The 23,300-nt window shown below is 60.3% G+C and carries 20 protein-coding genes and 1 pseudogene; 11 read left to right on the top strand and 10 right to left on the bottom strand.

Going from position 1 to position 23,300, the window contains the following annotated elements:
• The first annotated feature begins 145 nt into the window (after positions 1 to 145).
• Complete coding sequence (locus tag IHQ72_RS01025; protein ID WP_258120750.1) at positions 146 to 631, top strand: hypothetical protein; 486 nt, start codon at positions 146 to 148, stop codon at positions 629 to 631.
• 30 nt (positions 632 to 661) lie between these two features.
• Here IHQ72_RS01025 and IHQ72_RS01020 read toward each other — a convergent pair whose 3' ends face one another.
• Positions 662 to 1,693, bottom strand: a complete 1,032-nt coding sequence (locus IHQ72_RS01020; RefSeq protein ID WP_258120749.1) for a hydroxyacid dehydrogenase — start codon at positions 1,691 to 1,693, stop codon at positions 662 to 664.
• Positions 1,694 to 1,961: 268 nt separating this feature from the next.
• On the opposite strand from IHQ72_RS01020, the gene IHQ72_RS01015 reads away from it, so the two are divergent.
• Positions 1,962 to 3,398 carry an aldehyde dehydrogenase family protein gene (locus tag IHQ72_RS01015; protein WP_258123692.1) on the top strand — a complete coding sequence of 479 codons (1,437 nt, stop codon included), beginning with the start codon at positions 1,962 to 1,964 and terminating at the stop codon, positions 3,396 to 3,398.
• A 131-nt stretch (positions 3,399 to 3,529) separates the two neighbouring features.
• On the opposite strand, the gene IHQ72_RS01010 is transcribed toward IHQ72_RS01015, so the two are convergent.
• The 3 genes from IHQ72_RS01010 to IHQ72_RS01000 all read right to left on the bottom strand — a co-directional run bounded on the left by IHQ72_RS01010 (position 3,530) and on the right by IHQ72_RS01000 (position 6,797).
• Complete coding sequence (locus tag IHQ72_RS01010; protein WP_258120748.1) at positions 3,530 to 4,873, bottom strand: glucoamylase family protein; 1,344 nt, start codon at positions 4,871 to 4,873, stop codon at positions 3,530 to 3,532.
• Positions 4,874 to 4,911: 38 nt separating this feature from the next.
• Positions 4,912 to 5,664: an SDR family NAD(P)-dependent oxidoreductase gene (locus IHQ72_RS01005; RefSeq protein WP_258120747.1), complete on the bottom strand. Its 753-nt coding sequence runs from the start codon at positions 5,662 to 5,664 to the stop codon at positions 4,912 to 4,914.
• 203 nt (positions 5,665 to 5,867) lie between these two features.
• The gene (locus IHQ72_RS01000) at positions 5,868 to 6,797 is read right to left on the bottom strand and encodes a TIR domain-containing protein (protein WP_258120746.1); all 930 of its coding nucleotides are present in this window, start codon (positions 6,795 to 6,797) and stop codon (positions 5,868 to 5,870) included.
• 458 nt (positions 6,798 to 7,255) lie between these two features.
• Between IHQ72_RS01000 and IHQ72_RS00995 the strand changes: the two genes are divergently transcribed.
• The gene (locus tag IHQ72_RS00995) at positions 7,256 to 8,518 is read left to right on the top strand and encodes an O-antigen ligase family protein (protein ID WP_258120745.1); all 1,263 of its coding nucleotides are present in this window, start codon (positions 7,256 to 7,258) and stop codon (positions 8,516 to 8,518) included.
• A gap of 80 nt (positions 8,519 to 8,598) precedes the next feature.
• Here the strand turns inward: IHQ72_RS00995 and IHQ72_RS37000 are convergent.
• From IHQ72_RS37000 to IHQ72_RS00980, 4 genes and pseudogenes are all read right to left on the bottom strand, one after another.
• Positions 8,599 to 8,688, bottom strand: a pseudogene (locus IHQ72_RS37000) (acyltransferase); the annotation flags it as partial.
• 135 nt (positions 8,689 to 8,823) lie between these two features.
• Positions 8,824 to 9,612, bottom strand: a complete 789-nt coding sequence (locus tag IHQ72_RS00990; protein ID WP_258120744.1) for a class I SAM-dependent methyltransferase — start codon at positions 9,610 to 9,612, stop codon at positions 8,824 to 8,826.
• A 178-nt stretch (positions 9,613 to 9,790) separates the two neighbouring features.
• Positions 9,791 to 11,017 carry a polysaccharide biosynthesis/export family protein gene (locus IHQ72_RS00985; protein ID WP_374120377.1) on the bottom strand — a complete coding sequence of 409 codons (1,227 nt, stop codon included), beginning with the start codon at positions 11,015 to 11,017 and terminating at the stop codon, positions 9,791 to 9,793.
• Positions 11,018 to 11,170: 153 nt separating this feature from the next.
• Positions 11,171 to 11,845: a sugar transferase gene (locus IHQ72_RS00980; protein WP_095493866.1), complete on the bottom strand. Its 675-nt coding sequence runs from the start codon at positions 11,843 to 11,845 to the stop codon at positions 11,171 to 11,173.
• A gap of 529 nt (positions 11,846 to 12,374) precedes the next feature.
• Here IHQ72_RS00980 and IHQ72_RS00975 point away from each other — a divergent pair.
• From IHQ72_RS00975 to IHQ72_RS00940, 8 genes are all read left to right on the top strand, one after another.
• Complete coding sequence (locus tag IHQ72_RS00975; RefSeq protein ID WP_258120743.1) at positions 12,375 to 12,716, top strand: exopolysaccharide production repressor protein; 342 nt, start codon at positions 12,375 to 12,377, stop codon at positions 12,714 to 12,716.
• A gap of 439 nt (positions 12,717 to 13,155) precedes the next feature.
• A complete protein-coding gene (locus tag IHQ72_RS00970; protein WP_258120742.1) occupies positions 13,156 to 14,169 on the top strand; it encodes a glycosyltransferase family 2 protein in 1,014 nt (337 codons plus the stop codon).
• 285 nt (positions 14,170 to 14,454) lie between these two features.
• Positions 14,455 to 14,853 (top strand): single stranded DNA-binding domain-containing protein, encoded by a 399-nt coding sequence (locus IHQ72_RS00965; protein ID WP_258120741.1) that lies wholly within the window; start codon positions 14,455 to 14,457, stop codon positions 14,851 to 14,853.
• 181 nt (positions 14,854 to 15,034) lie between these two features.
• On the top strand, positions 15,035 to 15,904 hold the full coding sequence (exoK, locus tag IHQ72_RS00960) for an endo-1,3-1,4-beta-glycanase ExoK (RefSeq protein ID WP_258123690.1): 870 nt from the start codon (positions 15,035 to 15,037) through the stop codon (positions 15,902 to 15,904).
• Between the two features lie 61 nt (positions 15,905 to 15,965).
• Positions 15,966 to 17,297, top strand: a complete 1,332-nt coding sequence (locus IHQ72_RS00955; RefSeq protein ID WP_258120740.1) for a UDP-glucose dehydrogenase family protein — start codon at positions 15,966 to 15,968, stop codon at positions 17,295 to 17,297.
• 98 nt (positions 17,298 to 17,395) lie between these two features.
• Positions 17,396 to 18,856, top strand: a complete 1,461-nt coding sequence (locus tag IHQ72_RS00950) for a GMC oxidoreductase (RefSeq protein ID WP_258120739.1) — start codon at positions 17,396 to 17,398, stop codon at positions 18,854 to 18,856.
• Positions 18,853 to 19,302, top strand: a complete 450-nt coding sequence (locus IHQ72_RS00945) for a hypothetical protein (protein ID WP_258120738.1) — start codon at positions 18,853 to 18,855, stop codon at positions 19,300 to 19,302. The genes IHQ72_RS00950 and IHQ72_RS00945 overlap by 4 nt, the downstream gene beginning before the upstream one ends.
• Positions 19,303 to 19,381: 79 nt before the next feature.
• Positions 19,382 to 20,461, top strand: coding sequence for a glycosyltransferase (locus IHQ72_RS00940; protein WP_258120737.1), 1,080 nt, complete (start codon positions 19,382 to 19,384; stop codon positions 20,459 to 20,461).
• Between the two features lie 99 nt (positions 20,462 to 20,560).
• On the opposite strand, the gene IHQ72_RS00935 is transcribed toward IHQ72_RS00940, so the two are convergent.
• Together IHQ72_RS00935 and IHQ72_RS00930 are read right to left on the bottom strand one after the other, a co-directional pair.
• Positions 20,561 to 21,583 carry a phosphoribosyltransferase family protein gene (locus IHQ72_RS00935; protein ID WP_309508735.1) on the bottom strand — a complete coding sequence of 341 codons (1,023 nt, stop codon included), beginning with the start codon at positions 21,581 to 21,583 and terminating at the stop codon, positions 20,561 to 20,563.
• Between the two features lie 38 nt (positions 21,584 to 21,621).
• Complete coding sequence (locus IHQ72_RS00930; protein ID WP_258120735.1) at positions 21,622 to 23,118, bottom strand: lipopolysaccharide biosynthesis protein; 1,497 nt, start codon at positions 23,116 to 23,118, stop codon at positions 21,622 to 21,624.
• Positions 23,119 to 23,300: the final 182 nt, after the last annotated feature.

The raw sequence follows: 23,300 nt of genomic DNA, 5'->3' as shown, positions 1-23,300 counted from the left end.
TGTGGCTGGAACGGTTATGCCGTAAAGCCCGTCCCCCAAAGCTGTCACCGCGCTGCTTTGCCGCTTACCAGCCATTTACAACCGTGGGCTACCAACGTCCTTGTTCGATTCGCCAAGCACGTTGAACGGTGGGACAAGGAACAGCATGAGCAAGGCCCTCACTTCATTCGCATTGGTCGCCGTATTGACGGCTTTGCTGATGGCGCTCAGCCTGGCGGTGGCCAGGCATGGCTATCCCTATGGTGCGATCGGCGCAAAACGCCTGGACGACGTCGCCGATGCCGGGACGTTTATCCCGCTCGCGGCCGTGTACTTCTTCAGCGCGCTGCTGATGATGATCCTGCCGATAAGGGTCGCCGGCGTCGTCCTGACACATGCCGCAGATGCGATCTTCTGGACAGTCATCGTGTTGTTCACGGCCATCATTGGCGGCCTCGCCGCCAGATGGGCTTTCGATCGAAGCAATATCTTGCCGGCACTGCTGAATTGGCGCTTCCTGTTTGTCGCCGCCGTCGTCGGATGCCATCTCTTCATGAACGAGCTGCGCCGCAATATCCTGCTGAGAAGCCTGTTCTTTGTCGTCTTCGCCGCTGCGACGCTCGTCTGCCTGTTCTGGTCGTTTACTATCTGAGAAACCTTCGCAGCCGCTCGGTTTAACGGCTTAATTCTTGTCGACCGGCTTCGAACGCATGCGCGAAACGGTTTCGCGTTCGGCCCGCTTCGAACGCATCGGCGGTAGGCCGCGGTCGATCAGGTCCATGTCCTCCAGCACCATGTCGCCCATGCGCTTGAAGGCGATGTCGAGCGCGCCGGCCCGATGGGCGGAGCGCAGGAAGCCGGGGAGCGTGCGTACGGGATGATCCTGCGCCAGCGGCTCTTCCGGAAACACGTCGCTGGCGGCGACGATGTTGCCGCTGCGAACGGCGTTCATCAGCGCCGGAAAATCGACCACACCGGCACGGCTGAGCAGGATGAACGCGGCTCCCCTACGCATTCTGGCAAAGGCCTCAGCGCCGAGAAAACCCTGGTTTTCGCTGGTCACCGAAGCGACGACGAAGACGAAATCGCTGGTCGACAGAACCGTGTCGAGCGAGGCCGGCTCGACGCCGTTCTCGATCAGGATTGACGGCGGCAGCCACGGATCGAAGACCTTGGTCCGCGTGCGAAAGCCTGACAGCAGCCGGTTGAGCGCGCGGCCGAGATCGCCGAAGCCGATGATACCGACATCCGCGCCGGACAGAAGCCGCGCCGTCCGGTTGCCGTCGCCGCCCCACAACTCCTTGCCTTGACGAAACGCGAGATCGGCGTCGACGATGTCGCGGGCGAGGTTGAGCGCCATGGCAAGGCCGAGTTCGGCCACCGGCTCGGCGAAGACCAGGCCGGTGGTGACGACATGGATGCCGCGCGTAAACAGCGTCTCATACGGCATGTTGTTGATGAGGTTGCTCTCTACGTTGAAGACGCAGCGCAGCGTTTGCATCTTGTCGAGCGTCTCCGGCGCGATCGGCGGCTGGCCGACAATGTAGCGCGCCTCGGCGAGCACGTCGGCCGGCAGAGCCGCGACGCCTTCGGGCGACGTCTCGACGATACGGTATCTGGCGCGGAATCTCGCCAGTGCCTCGGGCGTGAAAATCAGGTTGAGCGTGCGTGGCTCGGGCGCGCTGATCACCAGAGGCAACGCGTTGTCGGACATGGCAGTTTCCTCCTGGTGCGATCCGCGTCGCACCATACTAGAATCATGGTTTACCACCTCGACACCTAAGCAGGCTTGCGGGGCTCCGCCTGCATAGGTTTTTTGTTTTGTCGCAGGTTTCTATCGGAAAACCGTGGGACACTTTTCCGAAACCTGCTTATCACATGCCTGTCGAAGAGGAGAACTTTGCCGCCCGCGGCCTTGCGGTGTGGCGGCCGGTGGTCCAGATAGACGGCAATCGAAGGACGACAAGGAAGACAGCGACATGATCCCGTTTCGAAAGAACCTCATCGATGGCGAGTGGGTGGGCGATGCCGGCTCCCGCAACATCAACCCGTCCAATCTCGACGACGTGGTCGGCGAATATGCGTCGGGGGGCGCCGAGCAGGCCCGGCAGGCCATCGCGGCGGCGAAAGCGGCATTTCCGTCATGGTCCCGATCGGGCCTGCTGGCACGCCATGCGGTGCTGAGGAAGGCGTCGGACGAGATCACAGCGCGGAAAGATGAAATCGGCCGGGCGTTGGCGCGCGAGGAAGGCAAGACGCTGGTCGAGGGCATCGGCGAGACCGTGCGGGCCGCCCAGATCTTCGATTTCTTCGCTGGTGAGACGCTGCGCCTGTCTGGCGAGCTGGTTCCGAGTGTGCGGCCCGGCGTCGGTGTCGAGATCACGCGGGAGGCGGTCGGCGTCGTCGGCATCATAACGCCGTGGAATTTCCCGATCGCCATCCCGGCGTGGAAAATCGCTCCTGCCCTGGCCTATGGCAACACCATTGTCTTCAAACCGGCCGAGCTGGTTCCGGAGAGCGCCTGGACCATTGTCGATATATTGCACCGCGCCGGTCTGCCTAAGGGTGTGCTCAATCTCGTGATGGGCAAGGGTTCTGTGGTCGGCCAGGCCATGCTCGACAGCCCTGATCTCAACGCCATCACCTTCACCGGCTCGGTCGGCACCGGCAAGCGCGTCGCTGCCGCCAGCGTCGAGCACATGCGCAAGTTCCAGCTCGAAATGGGCGGCAAGAACCCGCTTGTCGTGCTCGACGATGCGGATCTTGCCGTCGCCGTCGACTGCGCGGTCAACGGCGCATATTTCTCGACCGGCCAGCGCTGCACGGCATCGTCCCGCCTGGTGGTGACGGACGGCATCCATGACCGTTTCGTCGACGCGATGAAGGATCGCCTGGGCAAGCTGGTCGTCGGCGACGCGCTCGATACCAAAACCCAGATCGGACCCGTCGTCGACCAGAGCCAGCTGAAGCAGGACGAAGACTATATCGCCATCGGCCGCCAGGAGGGCGCCGATCTCGCTTTCGGCGGCGAGCGGCTCGATCGCGAAACCCTCGGCTTCTACCTGCAGCCGGCGCTGTTTACGCAAGCCACCAACGCCATGCGCATCTCACGCGAGGAGATCTTCGGCCCGGTCGCCAACGTCATCCGCGTCAAGGACTATGACGAGGCGCTGGCGGTGGCCAACGACACGCCTTTCGGGCTGACGTCGGGCATCTGTACGTCGAGCCTCAAGCACGCCACGCATTTCAAGCGCAACTCGGAGGCCGGCATGGTGATGGTCAATCTGCCGACGGCGGGCGTCGACTTCCATGTGCCTTTCGGCGGACGCAAGGGATCGAGCTACGGCCCGCGCGAGCAAGGCCGCTACGCGGCGGAATTCTACACCACGGTGAAGACCGCTTATACGTTCGCCGGCTAATCAAATCGGTGACTTGCCAAGCCAGATGAACATGCGAGCCGGCCGATGACGCCCCTCCTAGCAAGCGCGAGTTGCTGGGAAGGGCGAACATCTTCGTGCCCGACACGACAGCGACAGCTGGGCAGTAGCCGTCATTCAGCACTTGTCCTTGGGAGGAGGCTCGCCGGCTGCGACAGCCAGCCGCCGCTGAATCCAGCCTTGCACAGGCCGCGACGGATATGCGGGCTCGACCGCATCAGGTCCCAGATCAGGCGCGAGCGGTGGTTTTCGATCATCAGCACGACAATGCCCTGGTCCAGTCCGTAATGCGCATCCGATATCCAGCCGCTCGGCCCGAACTTCCGCCGGTTCGCCAGCGTCGGGTTGAAGCCGCTCGGCATCCTGAAACTGTCGATCACCTCAGGGTGGCGTTCTCTGAGATGGCGCAGCGCCGGCAGGCAGATTTCCGGCGCGAAGGGCAGCGATGCGAGATACGACCACGGCGCTATCGTTCCGTCGTCGGGGCCGAACGGCGCGCCGCGCGCCGCGTAGCCGGAAAATTTGCGCGGTCGCCGCTCGATCTGCGCGCGGAAGTTGCCGGGTCCGTCACCCGCCGAAAGGCCCCAAAGTCCTTCGCCGTAGCCGTCGTAGCCAGAGGGGTTGTGCCGCGCATAGTCCCGGTGAAGGTAGGTCGCGCGGCGGCTGTTTTCGAAATAGTCCGAGTTCTTCTCCCGCATGAACGCATCCCGGATGCCGTCGAAGTCAATCCAGGCATGCGAGAACTGATGCATGAACAGCGGGCCGCCATAGAGCACGTCGTAGCCGTAGATGTTTTCCCACTGATATGTCGCCGTCCAGCCGGCATAGCTGTCGTCCGAGGCTGGCTTGTCCGGGGCGGCCATCGCCAGAACGTAGAGCATCGTCGCTTCGTTGTAGCCTTCCCAGCCATAACGCAGAAAGCCGCTCTTCGGCCTCCAGCCCTGCCGCAAGGTCGAATTGCTGCCTTGCGCCCATCGCCAGTCGACGCGCCGGTAGAGCACTTCCGCGAGCTCGCGGATTTCGGTTTCTTCGTCATTGTCGCCCGTGAAATAGGCGCCAGCCACGAGCACGCCGGCCATCAAAAGCGCAGTGTCCACCATCGACAATTCGCATCGCCAGGCGCGCAGGCCGGTCTGCATGTCGAGGAAATGGTAATAGAAGCCTTTGTGCCCGGTGACGTTGTCGCCATTGCCTTGCCGGCTGTTCCAGAAGAAGCGCAGTGCGGCAAGCGTCAGCTTCGCGGCTGTGTCTCGCGTCATCCAGCCGCGCTCGACCCCGACCGGATAGCAGGACAGGGCGAAGCCGACGACCGCGATGCTTGCCGGCCAATTTGGCCGCGAGGTGTCGGCGACCAGCCCGTTCTCGGGATTCATGGTTTCCAGAAAATAGCCGAAGGCCGCGCACTGGAAGCGGTCGAGCAGATCTTCGTCGGATAGTGGGGGTTCGACCCTAAGCAAGCGACGTTAACTCCAGTCTGGATCGCGCCCCAGTTGCTTCAATAGGTCGCCCGGCCGCCGGAAACGTCGAAAACGGCAGCCGTCGTGAAAGAGCATTCCTCGGAAGCGATCCACGAGATCAGCGCCGCCACCTCCTCGACCTCGCCGAACCGCGCCATCGGTATCTTCGACAGCATGAAATCGATGTGCTGCTGGCTCATCTGCTGGAAGATCGCGGTGCGCACGGCCGCCGGCGTGACACAGTTCACCGTCACCTTGGTCTTGGCCAATTCCTTGCCCAGCGACTTGGTCAGGCCGATCACCGCCGCCTTGGAGGTGCTGTAGGCAGATGCATTCGGGTTTCCCTCCTTGCCGGCGATCGAAGCGATGTTAACGATCCTGCCGTAATTGCGCTTGAGCATGTGCGGAACCAGTGCCTTGTTGCAGTAGAAGACGCCATTGATGTTGATGTCGATGACCCGGCGCCAATCCTCCACCGAATAGTCCCAGGTCGTCGTGTTCGGTCCGGTGATGGCCGCACTGGTGACCAGTATATCGACGGCGCCAAGGGTATCGAATGTCTGCTGGGCGGCCTGTTCGACCGCTAAGGGATCGGCGACGTCGACTGTCACGCTGTGCAGGTCGGCAATGACAGCCTTCGCCTGCTCGATTTGGACGGGGTCACGATCCCAGACGCAAACGCGCCCGCCCTCCTCAGCGATTCTTTGCGCGACGGCCAGGCCGATTCCCGACGCGCCACCGGTGATCACGGCCGACCGCCCGGCAAACCGTCCCGCAAAACTCATCGTCATGTGCTCGTCCTCCCAATCGGCGGCGAATGTGAAGTCAACGACAGAGAAGTTCAAGCCGGAGTCTGGAGCCTCCGAACAACTTCGTGGTGGGCCAGCAGCAGGCGGTTGAGAAGCCCCTCCTGGCTGTTACCTCTCCATATGATACTGGGGCTGCGGTCGCGGCGAGGCGGCAGGGCCGTCCGAGCGACTCCCATGCGCGCAGTTCAGACGTTCTTGATCGACTTCCAATGGCTCAGCCGCTCTGCGATCAACTCCACGCGCCGCTGATTGTCGCGTCCGTCCAGGATGCTTAAGTCTTCCGGATCGGCGCGCAGGTAAACCCCGGACGTGCGCGCATTCACCTCGGGGTTCGTATCCGCGCGCGTCGTGAAATACCCGGATGCGCGATCGGCGGACTCCAGCCGGATCTCTCCCGTCCCGTACAACTGCGACGCGTTCGCATCCAAGGGCCGTTCTCCATTCCAAAAGTAGAAGATGCCGGCAGGCTCCTTTCTCTCCTTTACCGCCTCGCTCCAGTATCTGGCCGACAGACTGCCATTCTCTTGCCATGAGCGGCCGGCCAACTCCAGCGCACCATCGCGGCCTCGCGAGATACGCAAGAGGCTCACGGCGGACGGCTCCCTCGCGGAGCGCTCCGTCAGGGAAAACTGCCACCAGAAGCCCTCTATGCGGGCGACGCGACTTTCGTTCTCGATCGCATTCCGAAGCTTTTGGTTGATCGCCCTCATCTCCGCGCCGGTCGTTGCCTCGCCATACCTTACGGAGGTGAGGCCGAGGAGATCGCTTGGAAGCTTGGAGCCATTGGCATGGAGGATGAACGTCCGGCGCATTCCAAGGACTCCGCCGAAAAGGCCGGCCTCGAAAACCACATTGTCTCGGGGAGAAGCTTGAGCGGATGCCGCCGCAGACGATGCCGGCTGGCTCACACTGGTCCAATCGTCCTGAGCGAACACGAAAGCGGCGAAGTCGACTTCACGCGTAAGCTCGAGGAGGCGCCCCAGGGTGGTTGTTCCCGGATTGAAGGACGTCGTCCAAGGCTCCACATGCGCGATGTCTTCAAGACCGCGTGTCAGCGCCTGCAGCAGTTTTTTCTGCTTCCCCGACGAGCCCAGGAAGATTCGAGGTTTGTCCATCCGTTTGCTCCAACCCAGCAGATTGGGGACGACCAGCGCCTGCCAATTGTTCGTGTGGCCATCGTCTGGTTGTCCCCGAGATAGCGTACGCGGAGGGCCTCATTCATTGCAACGGATGCAACGAATGCCGGCTGCTATTTTTCGGTCCGGTGCTGAAAGAACTGCAAAAACAGTTCCGCGCGGTGGTGATGCCGAGCCTCTCATAAATGCGGCGGCGATGGCTTTTGACGGCGCCGACAGCGATGCCCAGCCGTGCGCCGAGATGCTCGGGTTCTTGCCGCACGGCCTGTCGTGGCCTTTTACCGCCGTCCCGGGGGCACCTTATGGCTGTTTTTGCCTCATTTGGGTGACAGGTTGCGGGGGATGGGTTATATTGCGCTGCACAATGGAAGCATTCGCGCATGGTGGCGCGGCGGCGAATCGGCATTGAACTGCATGGACGGGAATTCGCTACCGAGATGAAGATTCCAAAATCTCTGTTGGTCGACCCGGAGAAGAGCACGGTCTACGGCACATTTGCTGTTGCCATCTCCGTTTGGGCGTTCTCCTACTCCTCCGTTTTCGGCCAGATACTGATCCTGGCCTACTATGCGGTCTGGCTTCCCCTGATCGTGGTAGACTACCGGCGGCTGTTGCGACATGCCTCCAGCGCGTGGCTCCCGCTGGCGTTTGCATTCTACGTCTGCCTCTCGGTGTTCTGGTCGGATGCCCCCGGCATCACGTTGAGGACGGCAATCCAGTATTGCTCCCATATCGCCTGCGCCTACATTGCAGCGCGCACCGTCAGCGTCCGAACGTTGACGATTGGCTCACTGATTGGGATTTTTGTCGTTCTGCTCTATTCGCTGAAGGTCGGGGGTTATTCCTATGATATGCTCGACGGGACGTACAATTTCGTCGGCGCATTCAGCTCCAAAAACCAGATCGGCTTTGTCGCATCGCTCGGCATCTATTTTTGCATTGTCTTCCTGGTCTTCCTCAGACGCGGCCGGACAAGCCTTTTCCTGATGGCGCCGGTCCTCGTCCTGTCGGCCTATCTGCTGGTCATGGCGCATTCCGCCACCTCGACGGCTTCGATACCGGCAGCTCTCGCTCTGGTGGCTCTGCTTACCATGGCCAAGAAGCTTTCGCTCCGCTACCGACGGGTGATTTTCCTAGTCGGCGCATTCGGGCTGGTCGTGGTCACCGTGGTTGCCTTTGCGGGACTTCTGGATTTCATCCTTGGCGCCTTCGGAAAGGATTCCACGCTCACCGGACGCACCTATCTCTGGGAGCAGGGCTGGGATGCGGCGCAGCAAGCACCGATCCTCGGCGTCGGCTACGCGGCCTATTGGGTGCAGGGTTTCGCCGAGGCCGAGCGGCTTTGGAACGAATTCTACATCACGACCCGAAGCGGCTTCCACTTCCACAACACCTATATCGAAGCCCTCGTCGAGCTTGGCTATGTCGGGGCGACGCTGATGTCGCTGATCATTGTACGCACGCTGTGGGGCCATATATCGGCGTTGATATTCAGGACATGGCAAGCCGAGTCCGTGATTCTTGCCGGCGTGATGGTGCTTCTGTTCATCCGGTCCTTCGTCGAGATCGATACCTTCAACCCCTATATCATGGGCTCTTTCCTCCTGTACTACAGCTACTTCAAGCTGGTGAGGGTGCCTGTCGCCCGTCCCCGGTGGGCCGCAGCCAACCTCGCGGAACCAGAAACCGCAAGGGGCTAAGCAAAGCGCCAAATATCGTCTTGATGTTCGCCTGCTAAGATTAGTATCAAATAAATGTAATCCTGGGACGCCACAAATTCGCGAATTATTCGGGCAGGATTTCCCGCAGCCATGCTTCGTGGGGGCGACCACGGACTTACGCGATGATCCCCGATTTCGACGCCAGGCAGATTATTGAGCTTCGTACGAAGACGCCGCCTAACAGCGCTCAGGCCAAACAATCGTCACCCGGGCAGCTTCTGAAGCGGTGGCGTGAGGCACTTGCCCCTTCCACCCTCGCCAGAGTTGGGCTTGCCACCTATTGATCAGGCCCTAAGGGTTAGGAGCGCATACCATGCGAACCGCTTCACGAAGGGAAGCGTCAGAACTACCGAATCGACAGCTTTGCCAACTGTGTAGACGGTTTCCGAGATGCTTCGTGGCATTAGCGCGCTTCCTACGGAGCACAGGCCGAAATAGTCCACCTGGACATTGCTGAAATAGCGGCGGGCCAACGCGAAGTCCGAAATTAACAAAGGATGTTCATCGGCGGTGCGGATGAGCGGTGTCCGCCTTCTGAAGGCATTCAGGAGAGGATTGTGTCCCATCGGCTCGTAGAAGGACGCCACGCCGTTCGGCTTCAAGACACGGACCACATCGGAAAAGCACCGGTCCAGGTCCAGGTGATGGATGATCCCGCGTCCATACACCAGGTCGAACTTGTTGTCCTCGAAGGACATGGCTTCCGCATTCATCGCCAGGAATGTAGCGTTCGTGCTTCCAAGCGTGCTCGCCCGTTCGTTCGCCTTGTTCACTGCTACATCCGAAATATCGATCCCCGTCAGAGATCGGCAAAGATCGGGCAGGTGCAGGGAATGCAGGGACCACCCGCCATCGGAGCAACCGTACTCGAGCACGTCTGCGTTTTTCGACAGGCGTTTTATTTGCTCGTCTTGACGTTCAGCGCCGTGACGAATTGTTCGATACCACTTGTCCAGGCTTCCTCTTGGATCCTCCTCCTGACTGAATCTGAGATTGTGAAATTCTCTTTCTCGACTGACGATTTCGTCCCTTTCACTGTGCACGACAAAGTCCTCCTCGGATTTAAGTTGCAACTAAAGCACAACATCTCCTTGCGCTGCAATTACTCACGTCCCGAGTTGGCGGTAGGCCGGCTTGTCGGGGCGGCGAGCACAGTGTTGGCGAGTTCAAGGTCGAACTCGTCCGGGTCGAACTCTTCGCCGATCCAGTCGATCTGTTCGGCGTGATCGGATCGGCCGATCGCTCGAAGGCCTATTGGCTAGCCATCGGTACCAGCTTCACCTTGATCACATCCCCGGGCAGTACGGGCGTGTCTTCGCTGGCGGTGATTGCGCTGGTCTTGCCGTCGACCATCCGAACCAGGCTAAACGTCATTGCCGGCTCTTCGCCGTCGCGATAGCGTTGCAGTGCCGGGTTCCCCGACATGGCTTCGGCCATCAGGCCTGTTTGCATGTTCATCTTGAGCATCGTTGCACTGAGATCGGCTTCTACCTGTTGCCGGTCGGCGGCGAGGCCCGCATTCTGGGTGTTTTCCAGGTCGATGGCATCTTGGGTGGCTTTGCTGATCGCCTGCTTGGCGGTGAGGATGGCCGTGTCGTAATCCAGGATCTGGCCTTCCAGGTCGGCGATCGTCTGTTGCGAACCCAGAACCCGCGTGTTGACGACAAGGCCTTTCTGCGCCAGCGAACCGATGCCGCTGAGCTGTTCTTTTGCCAGGTCGACCTGCCGCTGCTGGTTGACGATCTTTTTCTGCAACGAGTCGATCTCGCTCTGCAGCAGCTTCTTCAAGTCGTCGAGCGCCTGAAGGCGCAGTTTGAGCTTCTTTTGGTCGGCTGTCAGGATCGCCATCTCGTCGGCAACGATGCTTGCCAGCTTCGGATCGTCGGCCAATTCCTTCGGCACGTCGAATGTCGGCTTGTCCGCGATCTCCGCTTCGATGCGGGCGCGCCTGACGATCAGTCGGACCCGTTGGTCTTGGAGAACGTCAAAATCGCCCTTGGCGTTGATCATGTCGCGGTCGTACCGCTGTCCTTCTGGGCTCCGCCGGACACCGCCGGCGATGCTCATCGCCCTCAGCACGGTCAGGTCCGGCACGTAAGGATACTGGCCCGGCGTCTGGACCTCCCCGGAAATGTAGAACGGCCTGTACTGCGCCATTTCGACGGAGGCTTCCGGCCGGTCCGCCAGGGCGAGCTTGCGCTGGAGCGCCTGGCCGATCGCTGCCGCGATCTCGGATGTCGTCTTGCCAGATGCCGGCATCTCGCCGACGAACGGCACGGACAATGTTCCGGCCGGGCCGACTGTGTACTCTCCGTTGACGGCCGTCCAGTCGCGGAACGTGCCTTCAACGGTCTGCCATTCGGCCACGCGGACGGTCAGCTTGTCCTGCGATCCAAGGCGGTACTCATCGGCGGCGGCGAGTTGGGGAATGGTGAGTGCCAGCGCGAGGCAAGTGATCAAAAGCCGCATCCGCCGCATGCGATTGCTAACAATGCCGGCGCTGGAGATTTCGAAGATGTCTGTTTTCAACTGAACGTTTCCGATCCGCTTAGCCTCGCCCGATGAAACTTGCTGCAGAATGTCTGGCGTCTGGACAGTCACTCATCCACACAGAGACCGGGTCCCGGCCGGTCAGTAGCAGCCCCGCGACATCCAGACGGCAGGCACGGTCTTGATGATAATGCGAATGTCCTCGAATAGCGACCAGTTCTCGACATAGTGGCGATCGAATGCGACCCGGCTGTCATAGGAAACGTCGTTGCGGCCGCTGACCTGCCAGAGCCCGGTCAGGCCGGGGCGCGATTTCAGGTAATAAACAGCCGAACTGCCGTAGATTTCGAGCTCGTCGCGCACGACGGGGCGAGGACCGACAAGGCTCATGTCGCCCTGAAGGATGTTGATGATCTGCGGCAATTCGTCGAGGCTGAGCTTCCTCAGCACGGCCCCGACGCGCGTGACGCGCGGATCGTTCTTGAGCTTGCGGGTCGCTATCCATTCGGCATTGGCATCTGGGTTGGCGGCAAGATATGCAGCCAGCACCTGTTCGCCATTCTGTACCATAGTCCGAAATTTGAGGCACGGGAAAATCCGTCCTCCCCGACCGATCCGGCTGTGACCGTAGAAAATCGGCCCGCCGTCAGAAAACTTGACAAGCAGCGCGACCATCACAAACAGCGGACTGAGAGCAACCAGGCCAATCAGTGAACCGGCAATATCGAAGCTGCGTTTGAGCAGGCCGCCGATTGGTTGAAAATCGATACCGGCCTGCGAAAATTCCGCGTCGGCCGGCTTGGCTACGTCCCTCATGCGTAAACTCCATACGTTGAACGGATGGTTTGCCGCACGATATCAAAAAAATGCTGCATCGCAACACACAATTTCTTGAGCGCCTGAAATAATCACGTCATGAATTGACTAAATAATAAACCGATCCTGCACAAATTTTAAACTTTATGGCGAGTTTGTGACAAATTATGGGCAACCGTGAAAAATCTAGTGCCTTTTTGAGGCTGATTTTGGACGAATCGCTCTTTGCGTCGCATCGTCGAGTGTTGTCGTGCTTCAGCTTTGTAAAATATAGAGAGTCTTTAAAGTAAAATACTGGTTAATATTGCGGCTCTTACTGAAGTGAGTCCATACCGGGTGATTGGCCGTGATGCCGATGTGTGCATCGCAACATGGCAGACTCGATCCCGCGAACTTATCCAAAATAATTTGCGGTTGGCCTTGCCCGCTATTGCACACCTTAATAGAGTTGCAAATTGTTTCTGTCAGAGTATGGGCAGCGTGGGAATGCCGGAAGCAACCGGCCAAGCGAGCGGCCTCAACAACTCGCATGGCGAAGGGAGGCTCGGGGTGGGTCAATCATCGATTTTTGCCCGAGCAGGTTGACGGGCTGTCGGGTATGTCGCTACCAAAATTCACTGTCGGCATGATTTTCGCCCTGGCGATCGTGGCCGCCTGGTCTTATCTCGACGGCGCTCCGCTGGGCACAACGCTGTTTCGCACTATAGCCTGCGCCATTGTCATCCAGCTGGGCTACTTTCTGTTGGTTTTCGTCATGGTTGTCAGAAATCCCCCGACGTCGGCTGATAAGATTCGCGATGCCGAACGAAAGCTGAGTTCGGCCGAAACGGCCGATGGCGAGAAGTTCAGTGCCAGGAGACGCCTCCACTAACCTGACGACAGGTAGCGTCAGTCGGATTCCTGGCGGACTGCTCGCCCGACAACATCCTGGACAACCGGCTTCCGGATTTTTCCTTCAGCCTCGGATCCTCTGATTCAGCCCCTAATATTGCCTAAACTCTGTCGATCGACCTGATGATCAGCGATTCGAGTGCGCTGACGGCTCCATCCAGAATGAGCAGGGACGATGTGCGAAGCGGCCCGTCTATCCGCTGGCATTTCATCGCCCATAGATTTGCGCCGAGGCGACACCGAAAGGAAAGACTGGACGGGGCGAATGATTTTGACGATGCTTTGCTTCGCACCTGCAGCATAAGCGCCGGCTGACGCTTTTTCAAACAGCCGGCAGTCGTTGAGAACGAGAGCTGCATTGGACATTCAACGGGGAAGGGCGAGGAATCGGAGCTACCGTGCAGTCGAGAGGCGAATTGATGACAGAACCCCAGGTCTGCGTGATCATCGCTGCCCGCAACGCGGCGCGGACAATCCCGGTTGCCATCGCATCGGCATTGCGCGAGCCGGAGGTGGCGGAAGTCGTCGTCGTCGACGACGCCTCTACCGACGATACCGCGAAAGTCGCTCGGGCGGCCGACGATGGCAGCGGCAGGCTTTCCGTAATCCGGCTTGACGTCAACGGCGGCCCCTCCTTCGCCCGCAACGCCGCGATCGCCAGCTCCAAATCGCCGTTCATCAGCATTCTGGACGCCGACGATTTTTTTCTTGCGGGCAGATTTCGCGAATTGTTCGCCAGCGCCGATTGGGATTTCGCTGCCGACAATATCATGATGATCAGGGACGACGCGGCAACTGATGTCTCGAAAATCGCCGCTCCGCGGTTCTCCCCCGATCCGGAGTTCCTCGATTTCGAGCGTTTCATCGAAGGCAACATCTCCAGTCGCCGTGTGCAGAGAGGTGAGTTGGGTTTCCTCAAGCCGGTGATCAGCCGCGCTTTTCTCGACCGGCATGGGCTGCACTATGACGAAAACCTGCGACTGGGCGAAGACTATGAACTCTACGCGCGCGCGGTGGCTTGCGGTGCGCGCTTCAAGGTCATCAGGTCCTGCGGCTACGGCGCGATCGTCCGCGCGGATTCCCTGAGCGGCCGGCACAAGACGCAGGATCTCAAGCGTCTGGCCGACGCGGATCTGGCGCTGCTGGCGATCGACAGTTTGCCGGAAGGTTCTAAAGCCGTGCTCAGAAGGCACGAACGGCAGGTACGCGACAAATACCGGTTGCGAAACTTCCTCGACGTGAAGAATGAGCAGGGGCTGACATCGGCTGCGGCCTACGCCCTGGCCAGCCAATCCAACCTTATCCCCATCGTTCGCGGCGTGGCCGCCGACAAGCTGGATGCGCTGTTTCGCCGCGCCGGCTTTGGCTCAAAGCAGCCTGTGCCGCCGTTGCGCTTTCTCATGGCCGCAACCAGCCCGGCCGGCGAGACTTGAGCTTGTCCGCAGGCCGTGCCATGCCGATCCTGTCAACAGGCCCTTACCCCGCCCCATTGTGATGCGAATTTCCGATTCGCCACACTAGGTGGTTGCCTACTCGCCTTGGGGATGGCATGTATGTTGCGGTGCAGCAATTTTGGTTGGCTGTTTGAATCGGCCCGAAAATGTCCCCCTGTCAGAGGAGCTGGACGATGCGACAAGGTTTTGTTGGCCCGGACGGGCACGGGGGTGGCCTCAGGCCGACCATGAGTGCCAGGCCGACCATGACAGGAAACTGAGCGGATGGTCTCGATATTCGGCTTTAGATCAAGGGATCCGGCCCGAGACAGGCAGACCGACATCTCGCGCCTTGACCGCCTGGCAAAGCTGCTTGACCAGATCGCAGCCGAGGTCGAGGCGGAGAAAAACGGCCTTGAGAATCGCTATCGGACCAAGGCCACCAACGCGGCCTTCTTGGTCGAGGCGATGGAGAATGGGGCGGCCTCCTCCAGCAGATCCGCCGAGGTCAGCGAACTGACGAAGTCGATCCTGAATTGCGAGCGGCGCATCGCGGCGCTCGCGCGCCAGAACGAATTAATGAAGGATCTCCGTCATTCGCTGGATGCAATCTTCGACGAAAGCGTCGAGCGTAGCTCGACCACCAAGGCTGATTTCGCCAAGCCGGCTGCCGGCACGGGGTGAACTTCAAGGATCCTGGGTGGCGCCACAGGCAAGGGGTTTGGTGCCACAGCAAAAGGCTGCACAGGACAAAAAAACAGGCAACACAAGGAAGGTATTGGCAGACGGTCAAGATCATCTCGTTTCGTCATGGTTTGAACGTCGACTTTGGGTTGGGGGCGCACAGCACAAAGGTGAGTTTGGTATGAATGCGGATCCGAAAAGCACGTCCACCCCAGCAACCGGCGACAGGCCGTTCACGCGCACGATCAGGCAAGGGAACCTGAGGCAGCTATGTTCGGGCGGCGCGTTTCTGCTGGTCGCACTCGGCAGCCTGATTGCAAGCCCGACCCCTTCCCGTTCGCAGGACATCCCGACTGCGCCATCGTTCGTCGATGATTTCACCAGCTTCGACCGTGCGCGCTGGTACATTGCCGACGGCTGGACAAACGGCAAGTATCAGAACTGCACCTGGTCCAAAAGCCAGGTCAAGCTTTCCGACGGCAAGCTGACGCTCGGTTTCGAAAAGCGGAAGCTGAAGGATCGCGACTTTGCCTGTGGCGAGATCCAGACCAAGAAGCGCTTCGGCTATGGCACCTATGAGGCGCGGCTGAAAACCGATGCGGGCTCCGGCATCAACGCCGCCTTCTTCACATATATCGGCCCCACCGATAAGCAGCCGTGGGATGAAATCGACTTCGAGGTGCTGACCAAGGACACGTCCAAGGTGCAGGTCAACGCCTACATAGCCGGCAAGGGCAACAATGAGAAAGTAGTGGATGTAGCTGGCGGCACCGACAAGGCTTTCAACGACTATGCCTTCGTCTGGGAGAAAGACCGGCTGCGCTGGTACGTCAATGGCCAACTGGTAAACACGATCACCGATCCGGCAAAGCTGCCCAGCCATGCGCAAAAGATATTCTTCAGCCACTGGGGCAGCGACACGATGAAGGAATGGCTGGGGCCGTTTTCGGATCCGGGCCGCAAGCTCACCATGCAAGTTGACCGCGTCGCATTCACGGCACTGGGCCAGCCATGCCAGTTTCCGGAATCGCTGGCATGCAGCATAAAGTAAAGACTAATCTGAACCGGCCGGACCGAAAGCGCTCCGAAGTCTTGAACAGGAATGATACCAAATGAATTTGACGGTCTTTGGAATTGGTTATGTCGGTCTCGTGCAGGCGGCGGTGCTTGCCGAAGTTGGACACCAGGTGGTGTGCGTCGACATCGACGTGAAAAAGGTCGAGCGGCTCAATCAGGGCCTCATCCCGATTTTCGAGCCCGGGCTCGAAAACCTCGTCAAGGAGAACCATGCGGCCGGCCGCATCAAGTTCACCACCGATGCCGCGGCCGCCGTCAAGCATGGCCAAATCCAGATGATCGCCGTCGGCACGCCCCCGGGCGAGGATGGTTCGGCCGACCTCAAATATGTGCTGGCCGTTGCCGAGGCCATCGGCCGGGAGATGGACGCGCCCAAGATCGTCGTGGGTAAGTCGACCGTGCCGGTCGGCACCTGCGAAAAGATAAAGGCCAAGATCGCCGCGACGCTGAAGGCGCGGGGCCGCGAGGATCTGACTTTCGACGTCGCCTCCAATCCGGAATTCCTCAAGGAAGGCTCCGCGGTGGCCGACTGCATGAAGCCCGACCGCATTATCGTCGGCACCGGCAGTGAGGATACCGAGACGGTGATGCGTGAGCTTTACGCTCCATTCAACCGCAACCACGAGAAGATGATCGTGATGGATGTGCGCAGCGCCGAGTTCACCAAATACGCGGCCAATTGCATGCTGGCGACCAAGATCAGCTTCATGAACGAAATGGCCAATCTGGCCGAGGAGCTGGGCGCCGACATCGAGGAGGTCCGCAAGGGCATCGGCAGCGATCCGCGCATCGGCTATCACTTCATCTATCCGGGCCTCGGCTATGGCGGTTCATGCTTCCCAAAGGACGTGCGCGCCCTGATCAAGACCGCCGAAGGCGTCAAGTTCGATGCCAAGCTGCTGCGCGCGGTCGAGGAACGCAACAATGAACAGAAGTCGGTCCTGTTCGACAAGGTGAACCGCTATTTCGAGGGCAATCTGAAGGGCAAGACCTTTGCGCTGTGGGGCCTGGCTTTCAAGCCCAATACCGACGACATGCGCGAGGCGCCGGCGCGTGTGTTGATGGAAGCGCTGTGGAAGGCCGGTGCCAAAGTGCAGGCCTACGATCCCGAGGCGATGCAGGAATGCCAGGCCATCTACGGACTGCGCGAGGATCTGCTCTTGTGCGGCACCAAGGAGGCAGCGCTGCGCGGCGCCGATGCTCTCATGATCGCCACCGAGTGGAAGAACTTCCAGGCGCCGTCGTTCGATGCGATGAAGGATGCGCTGATCACGCCGATCATCTTCGACGGCCGAAATCTCTACGACCCGAAGGTCATCGCTCGCTACGGCATCGAATATCACAGCATCGGCAGGCTGGCGGCGTGAGACCATGCGGGAAAGGCCGGTGACAAGGCCGGCTCGGACATCAGGACGGTCACGAGGGCGCCGATGAACGCGCTCGTGTCAGCAAGGGGTCTTATCTGATGGTGTTGGGCATTAGGCCGGAACAGATCGCCAACGAACATTTTGATCTTGTCGCTGTCGGTTCCGGTTTCGGTTCCGCCTTCTTCCTGCATGCGTTCGCCAAGCAGCGAAAGGCGCGCATTCTGCTTCTGGAATGGGGCCGGCACAACACGCATGAATGGCAGCTCGAGCAGAACGTCAACACCGACATTGAGGACGAGACCACCTACAAGACCAACTCCGACAAGCCGTGGAACTACACCATCGGATTGGGTGGCGGGACGAATTGCTGGTTCGCGCAGACGCCGCGCTTTCATCCGAACGACTTCAGGCTGAAAAGCCTCTACGGCGTCGGCAACGACTGGCCGATCAGCTATGACGAGCTCGAGCCGTTCTACTGCGATGCAGAGGACGTCATGTCGATTTCAGGCGACCCCGACATGGCGGCGATGATGCCGCGTTCAAGGCCGTTTCCCCAACCACCGCACCACATGTCGACGCCGGACCGAATGATGAAAGCGGCGCAGCCGGACCAGCATTTTGTCGTGCCGACAGCCAGGGCGCGGGTGCCGACCGCGCAGCGGTCTTCGTGCTGTGCCAATTTGCGATGCGGGTTATGCCCGGTCGATGCGAAGTTCACCGCCAACAACGGCCTGATGCACGTCTTCGAGCATCCCGACGTTTCGGTCTGCCTTGGTGCTGAAGTTCGTCGGCTCGACCACGTCGGCGGATCCGTCCGGTCGGTCACTTTCGTTCATGACGGCAAGGAATATTCGGTCAGCGGCGACCTTTTCATTCTGGGCGCCAATGCCATACAGAGCCCGGCGATCATGCTGCGGTCCGGCCTGTCGGGCGAATTCGTCGGCCGCGGCCTGCACGAATCCTACGGATGGAATTTCGAGGCCTATCTCGACGGTGTCGACAATTTCGACGGAAGCACCATCACCACCGGCCTGAATTTCGGCCTTTATGACGGCTCCCACCGGTCACAGCATGCGGCGGCATTGGTTTATTTCGAAAACCGCTGGCAGCATGGGATGCGCCCGGAAAAGGGACGTGTCCGTCAGACGCTTCCCCTCATCATTGTCACAGAAAACCTGCTTGAACCGGAAAATCTCGTGATCCTTGACGAGGATGAAAACGCCTTCATCAGTTTCAAGGGGGCATCCGACTACGCGGTCAAGGGCATGGCGCGGGCAAAGGAGAAATTGCCGGCGCTTCTGGCTCCGCTGCCGGTCGAAGCGATTTTCGATCGCGGCATCCGGCGGACCGAGTCGCACGTCCAGGGCACGTTGAGGATGGGCGTGAGCCCGGCGGATTCGGTTGTCGACCGTGACATGATCCACCATCGGCTCAGGAACCTTGTTGTCGTCGGCTCGAGCACATATCCAAGCTGCTCCTGTGCGAATCCGAGCCTGACCGCGGCAGCCCTCTCCTTGCGGGCGGCGAGCCGGATAGCGGGAAAGGAAATGGCCGGATGATCAAGGTTTCGCGACGCGCGGCACTGGCCATCATGGCTGGCGGAGTTGCTTCGACCGGCATCGCCTACGCCGCCGTTTCCTCGCTTTCGGACGAGGACCTGGTGCGCGTCACGCTCGAAAGATATTTCGGCAGGCTGAACATGCGCATCGAGCATTTGCAGCAGTTCGTTTTGGAGTTCCAGAAGCGGAATCCCTGGATATTTCCAAACGAAAAGCTGGGCGATGCGGTCACTCTGCTTGAGGCGCTGAAATTGGGCGCCGCCCGCCGGTTGCTGCCCGAACGGAAAAAAGAGGATCTGAGGCATTTCGACCGCTGGGTCATTGCCGAGTTCCATATGCTGACCGACTACGCCCGGCGCAGTTCGCCAACCGACCCGATCCGATTCACCGGATGGCAGCCATGCACCAATCCGTTCGCCAATTTAGAGATGCAGCAGGGTGCCTGACGGCGGGTTGCAGTCACCATCCGTTAACAAGCGATCCGTCATCGTCCGTAAACTTGAGAATGCGACAGGAGCCGAAACCATGAAAGTGCTTTTTGCAGGCGGCAACGGTTACACGCCCCAGTTCAGCGGCGGTGTCCAGTCCAGCACTCATCATCTTGCCGAGCAGCTGCTCGAGCGCGGACATGAGGCGTCGGTGCTCGCCGCGCTGTTCGGCCAGGGCGTCTTCGGCTACAAGGCGCGCGCCAAGATGAAGCTTCTGAGGCAGCGAGCGGTCATCGACAGCTATCCGGGCTATCCGGTCGTGCGGGCTTGGTTTCCCTGGGAGGCGGCGGGTTTTGCCGTCGAAAAGCTGAGGCCGGACGTCGCCGTGGTCCAGTGCCACAAGTCGGTTCCGATCGGCAAGGCGCTGCAGGCCGAAGGCGTACCGCTGGTCGTGTATCTGAGGAATGTCGAGTTTCATGAATTGGGCGGCGATCTGCGCGAGCTGCATTCGGCGCTTTACATCGCCAATTCCGAGTTCACGGCGCGCTCCTACAAGGCAAAATTCGATATCGATTCGACGGTTATACCGCCGACCATCAATCCCGCACTCTACAGCACGCCGACGACGGGTGCGTTTGTCACGCTGATCAACCCCTATGAGGAAAAAGGTTTCGAGCTTGCGGTGCGCATCGCCGCCGCCTGCTCCGAAATCCCGTTCCTGTTCGTCGAAAGCTGGAAGCTCGATGACGATCATCGGGCCCGGATCGAGCAGACGATCGCGCCGCTCGGCAACGTCACGCTGGAGAGCCGGACCAGCGATATGAAGACGGTCTATGGCCGCACGAAAATCCTGCTCGCACCCAGCAAATGGGAAGAGGCCTGGGGCCGGGTGGCGTCGGAAGCGCATTGCAGCGGCATTCCCGTCGTCGGCTCGCGTCGTGGTGGCCTGCCCGAAGCGGTCGGCTCCGGTGGCGTGGTGCTGGACTACGACGCCCCACTCGCCGACTGGGTGGCAGTGGTCAGGCGTCTGTGGACCGACAGCCAGGAATATCGGCGGCTTTCCGCGGCGGCGCGTGCATTCTCCGAGCGCCCGGAACTCGATCCGGCGAGTCAGTTCGCGACCTTCTTCTCGATGCTAGAGAGGGCGACACGACAGCCTTCGCGGCAAGCCGCCTAATGCATGTCGCCCAAAAGTGCGTAGCGGTTTTGGACAACGACTGCATAAAACAAACCTTAAAGCGCGTCGCGCGACGCGCTTTAAGTCCCGAAACCAGGTTCAGGCCGGTCGTTTGACCCGGCTCTTGAGCGTCTCGTAGCCGCGTTCGCCAAGCAGCGTGCGCGCGACGGTCTTGATCGCCGTCTTGCGCCCGTCGGGCGAACTGATCTCCTGCAATCTGTCCGGAAGGTTGCGTGCCGTCTGTCGAAGTGCCGGAAGCGACAACGTGTCGGGATAATTTATCACATGCGTTTCCACGCACAGCACCGGTTTGCCGGAAAGCTTGGCGATTTTTAGCGCCTGCTGGTGCTCGCTTTCGATGAACAGGATGGCATCGGATTTGCGGTAGAAATCGGCCTTGAAACTGCCATGCACGCCAAGCCGTTGCCGTTCCGCCTTGCTCGGCAGGTCAAGCATGATCAGCTTGTCGTATTCGATGCCGTGCTTTGCGAGCCATGCTTCGGTAAGCGCGCGGTATCTCTCGAGCCGGCTGGTGACGAGCCAGCCGATCTTGCGGGTCGGGCCAAAGAGAGGCAGTGCTTCGCTCAGAAATTTCTCATAGGCCGGGCCGTCGTCGTTCTCTGCTTCGGTCGGATCCAGGCAGAGCACACCGTCGATGTCGACACAGCATTGCGCGAGGAATTTGTGGTGCATGAAATTCCACTGGAACATCCTTGGATGCGGCACGACTTCCAAGACGATGTCGGTTTCCTCGTGCTGTGGCAGCAGGCCGAACACAGCGGCGAAGGTGAAGTCCGCCTTGATGCCGGCGGCCTCTACGCGGCTGCGTGCCTCGCGCATGGCGGCGCCGCCGCTGACGCTGTCGTCGATCACCAGAACCTTGCGCATGTCGGAAGCCTGCCGGTCGAGCGCGGCCCGGCGTTTGGTGACCCCCGAAGTATAGATCTTTCCGGCAAGGAAACTGTCCAGATCGGTCATCGGGATGTTCGCCGTCAGGCTGAGCAGCGTGGCGGCGAGAATGCCGCTTCGGGGGACGCCGACCACCAGGTCGATATCGCGCGGCAACCGGTGAAGGTTCCTGACAATGGCATCGTTCATGTCGGAGATCGATCGGTAGTGCATGGGATCAGGCCTGGTCCTCGTATGGATGTCCGTGCAAGTTACTTCGCCTCGCTTGGTGCCGCCGCGGGCGCCCGTGCCGGCAGGAGCTTCACTGCCTCCCGCAACGCCTCGCGGCCGGAAGCAAACGCTAGGGCGACCACGATGGTGATCATGTAGGATAGCACCACCGCGCTCGCCATGGCGAGGATGTGCTGTTGCGGCAGCAGCGGCTTGGCGAACCAGATGGCGGCAAGCGCCAGATGTGCACCAAGCACAAAGGGCGTTGCCGCGCGAAGAATATGGCTTGCCCGCAGCGGTCCGGTCTTGCCGATATAGAGCCACAGGAAAGGCGTTCTGAGATACTCGCTGACTGCATAGGCGATCGCCACGCCCAGCGCGCCATAGGGCAGGCCGACGATGAAGGCCAGCACCGAGGTCAAGGCTGTTATGATGCCCCAGCGCATAAAATCGCCCGAGCGGCCCTGGCTGATGAAAAGCCATCCCGCCGGGTTGTTGAGCGGCTGCAGCAGCCCGGCAAAACCGAGCGCCAGGAAGATGCTGGAACTCTGCCGCCACTGCTCGCCGAGCACGAACGGTATCAGCACGTCGGCCATGGCGGTGGCGAAGGCGACACCTGGAAGTGCAACCAGCAATATCAGCGGCATGACGCGAAGATAGGCGCTGCGGTAGCGGTCCGGCTCGTCCTTCAGCCTGGAAAGAGCCGGCACCATGACCTTCGACAGCGGGTTGGTGATCTGGCTCAGCGGAAACAGAAGCAGCTTGTAGGCGCGGTCATAGAGCCCAAGCTGCGCTTCGCCCCAGTATTTTCCGATCAGCACATTGTCGAGATTTCGGGCAAAGAAGTTGGCGAAGTTGAATCCGGTGATGCCGGCGCCGAAATTGATCAGCTCACTGATGCCGGTAACCTTGCGCGGCAGGCTGGGGCGCCATCGCGAGCTTGCCCAGAAGCAAATCGTGGGCAGCACGGCTGCTGTCAGCGTGCCAGCAAAAAGCGCCCAGTAGGAACGGTCGATGAAAGTCCAGGCGATCGACACGACGAGGCCGGCGATGGCACTTGCGACGTCGATGATGGCCAGGCGGGCGAACTGCATGCGGCGTGTCAGCAGCGCCAGATGCTGGGCGCCGAGCCCATAGGCTATGATCTGCAGCCCGAGCGCGGCCACCAGATCTGCCACCCGCGGCTCGCCGTAGAAGGCGGCGACCAGAGGCGCCGCGCCGGCGAGCACGCAAGCGAGTAGCACGCTGACCGCGACATTGATCCAGAAGAGGTAATTGATCTCTTCATGCTTGATTCCACTTTTCTGGATCGTCGCCTGGGTTAGGCCGAAGTCCTGGAACAGCGCGATGAAGGCAAGCACCGGCGCACACATTGCCACCACACCGAAGTCGTGCGGCGACAGCAGGCGCGACAGCACGATGACGGAGGCGACCTGCGTCGCAACCCGCACCGATTGCGCCAAAGCCGTGACGATAGCGCCGCGTCCGACCGATCTGCGGAGAGAGCCCTCTGGCGGATCGAATGCATTGGCTTGCAAATTCAGGATCCCTGATTTTTGTGCCGGTCCCACTATCCGACCCATGCCCGATGCCACCATCAAACTACGGCATTAATTTTGCAGCGCAACAAAAAACATGGATACCTGCCTCGCTGCACCAAAAATGTTGCGATGCAGCAAAAGCTGTACTAGGGTTTTTCCGGGCGGGCCAACAGCGGTCG

The sequence above is a fragment of the Mesorhizobium onobrychidis genome (assembly GCF_024707545.1).
Taxonomy (GTDB): domain Bacteria; phylum Pseudomonadota; class Alphaproteobacteria; order Rhizobiales; family Rhizobiaceae; genus Mesorhizobium; species Mesorhizobium onobrychidis.
The sequence above is the reverse complement of the archived record's forward strand: the minus strand, read 5'-3'. Positions and strand labels throughout refer to the sequence as shown.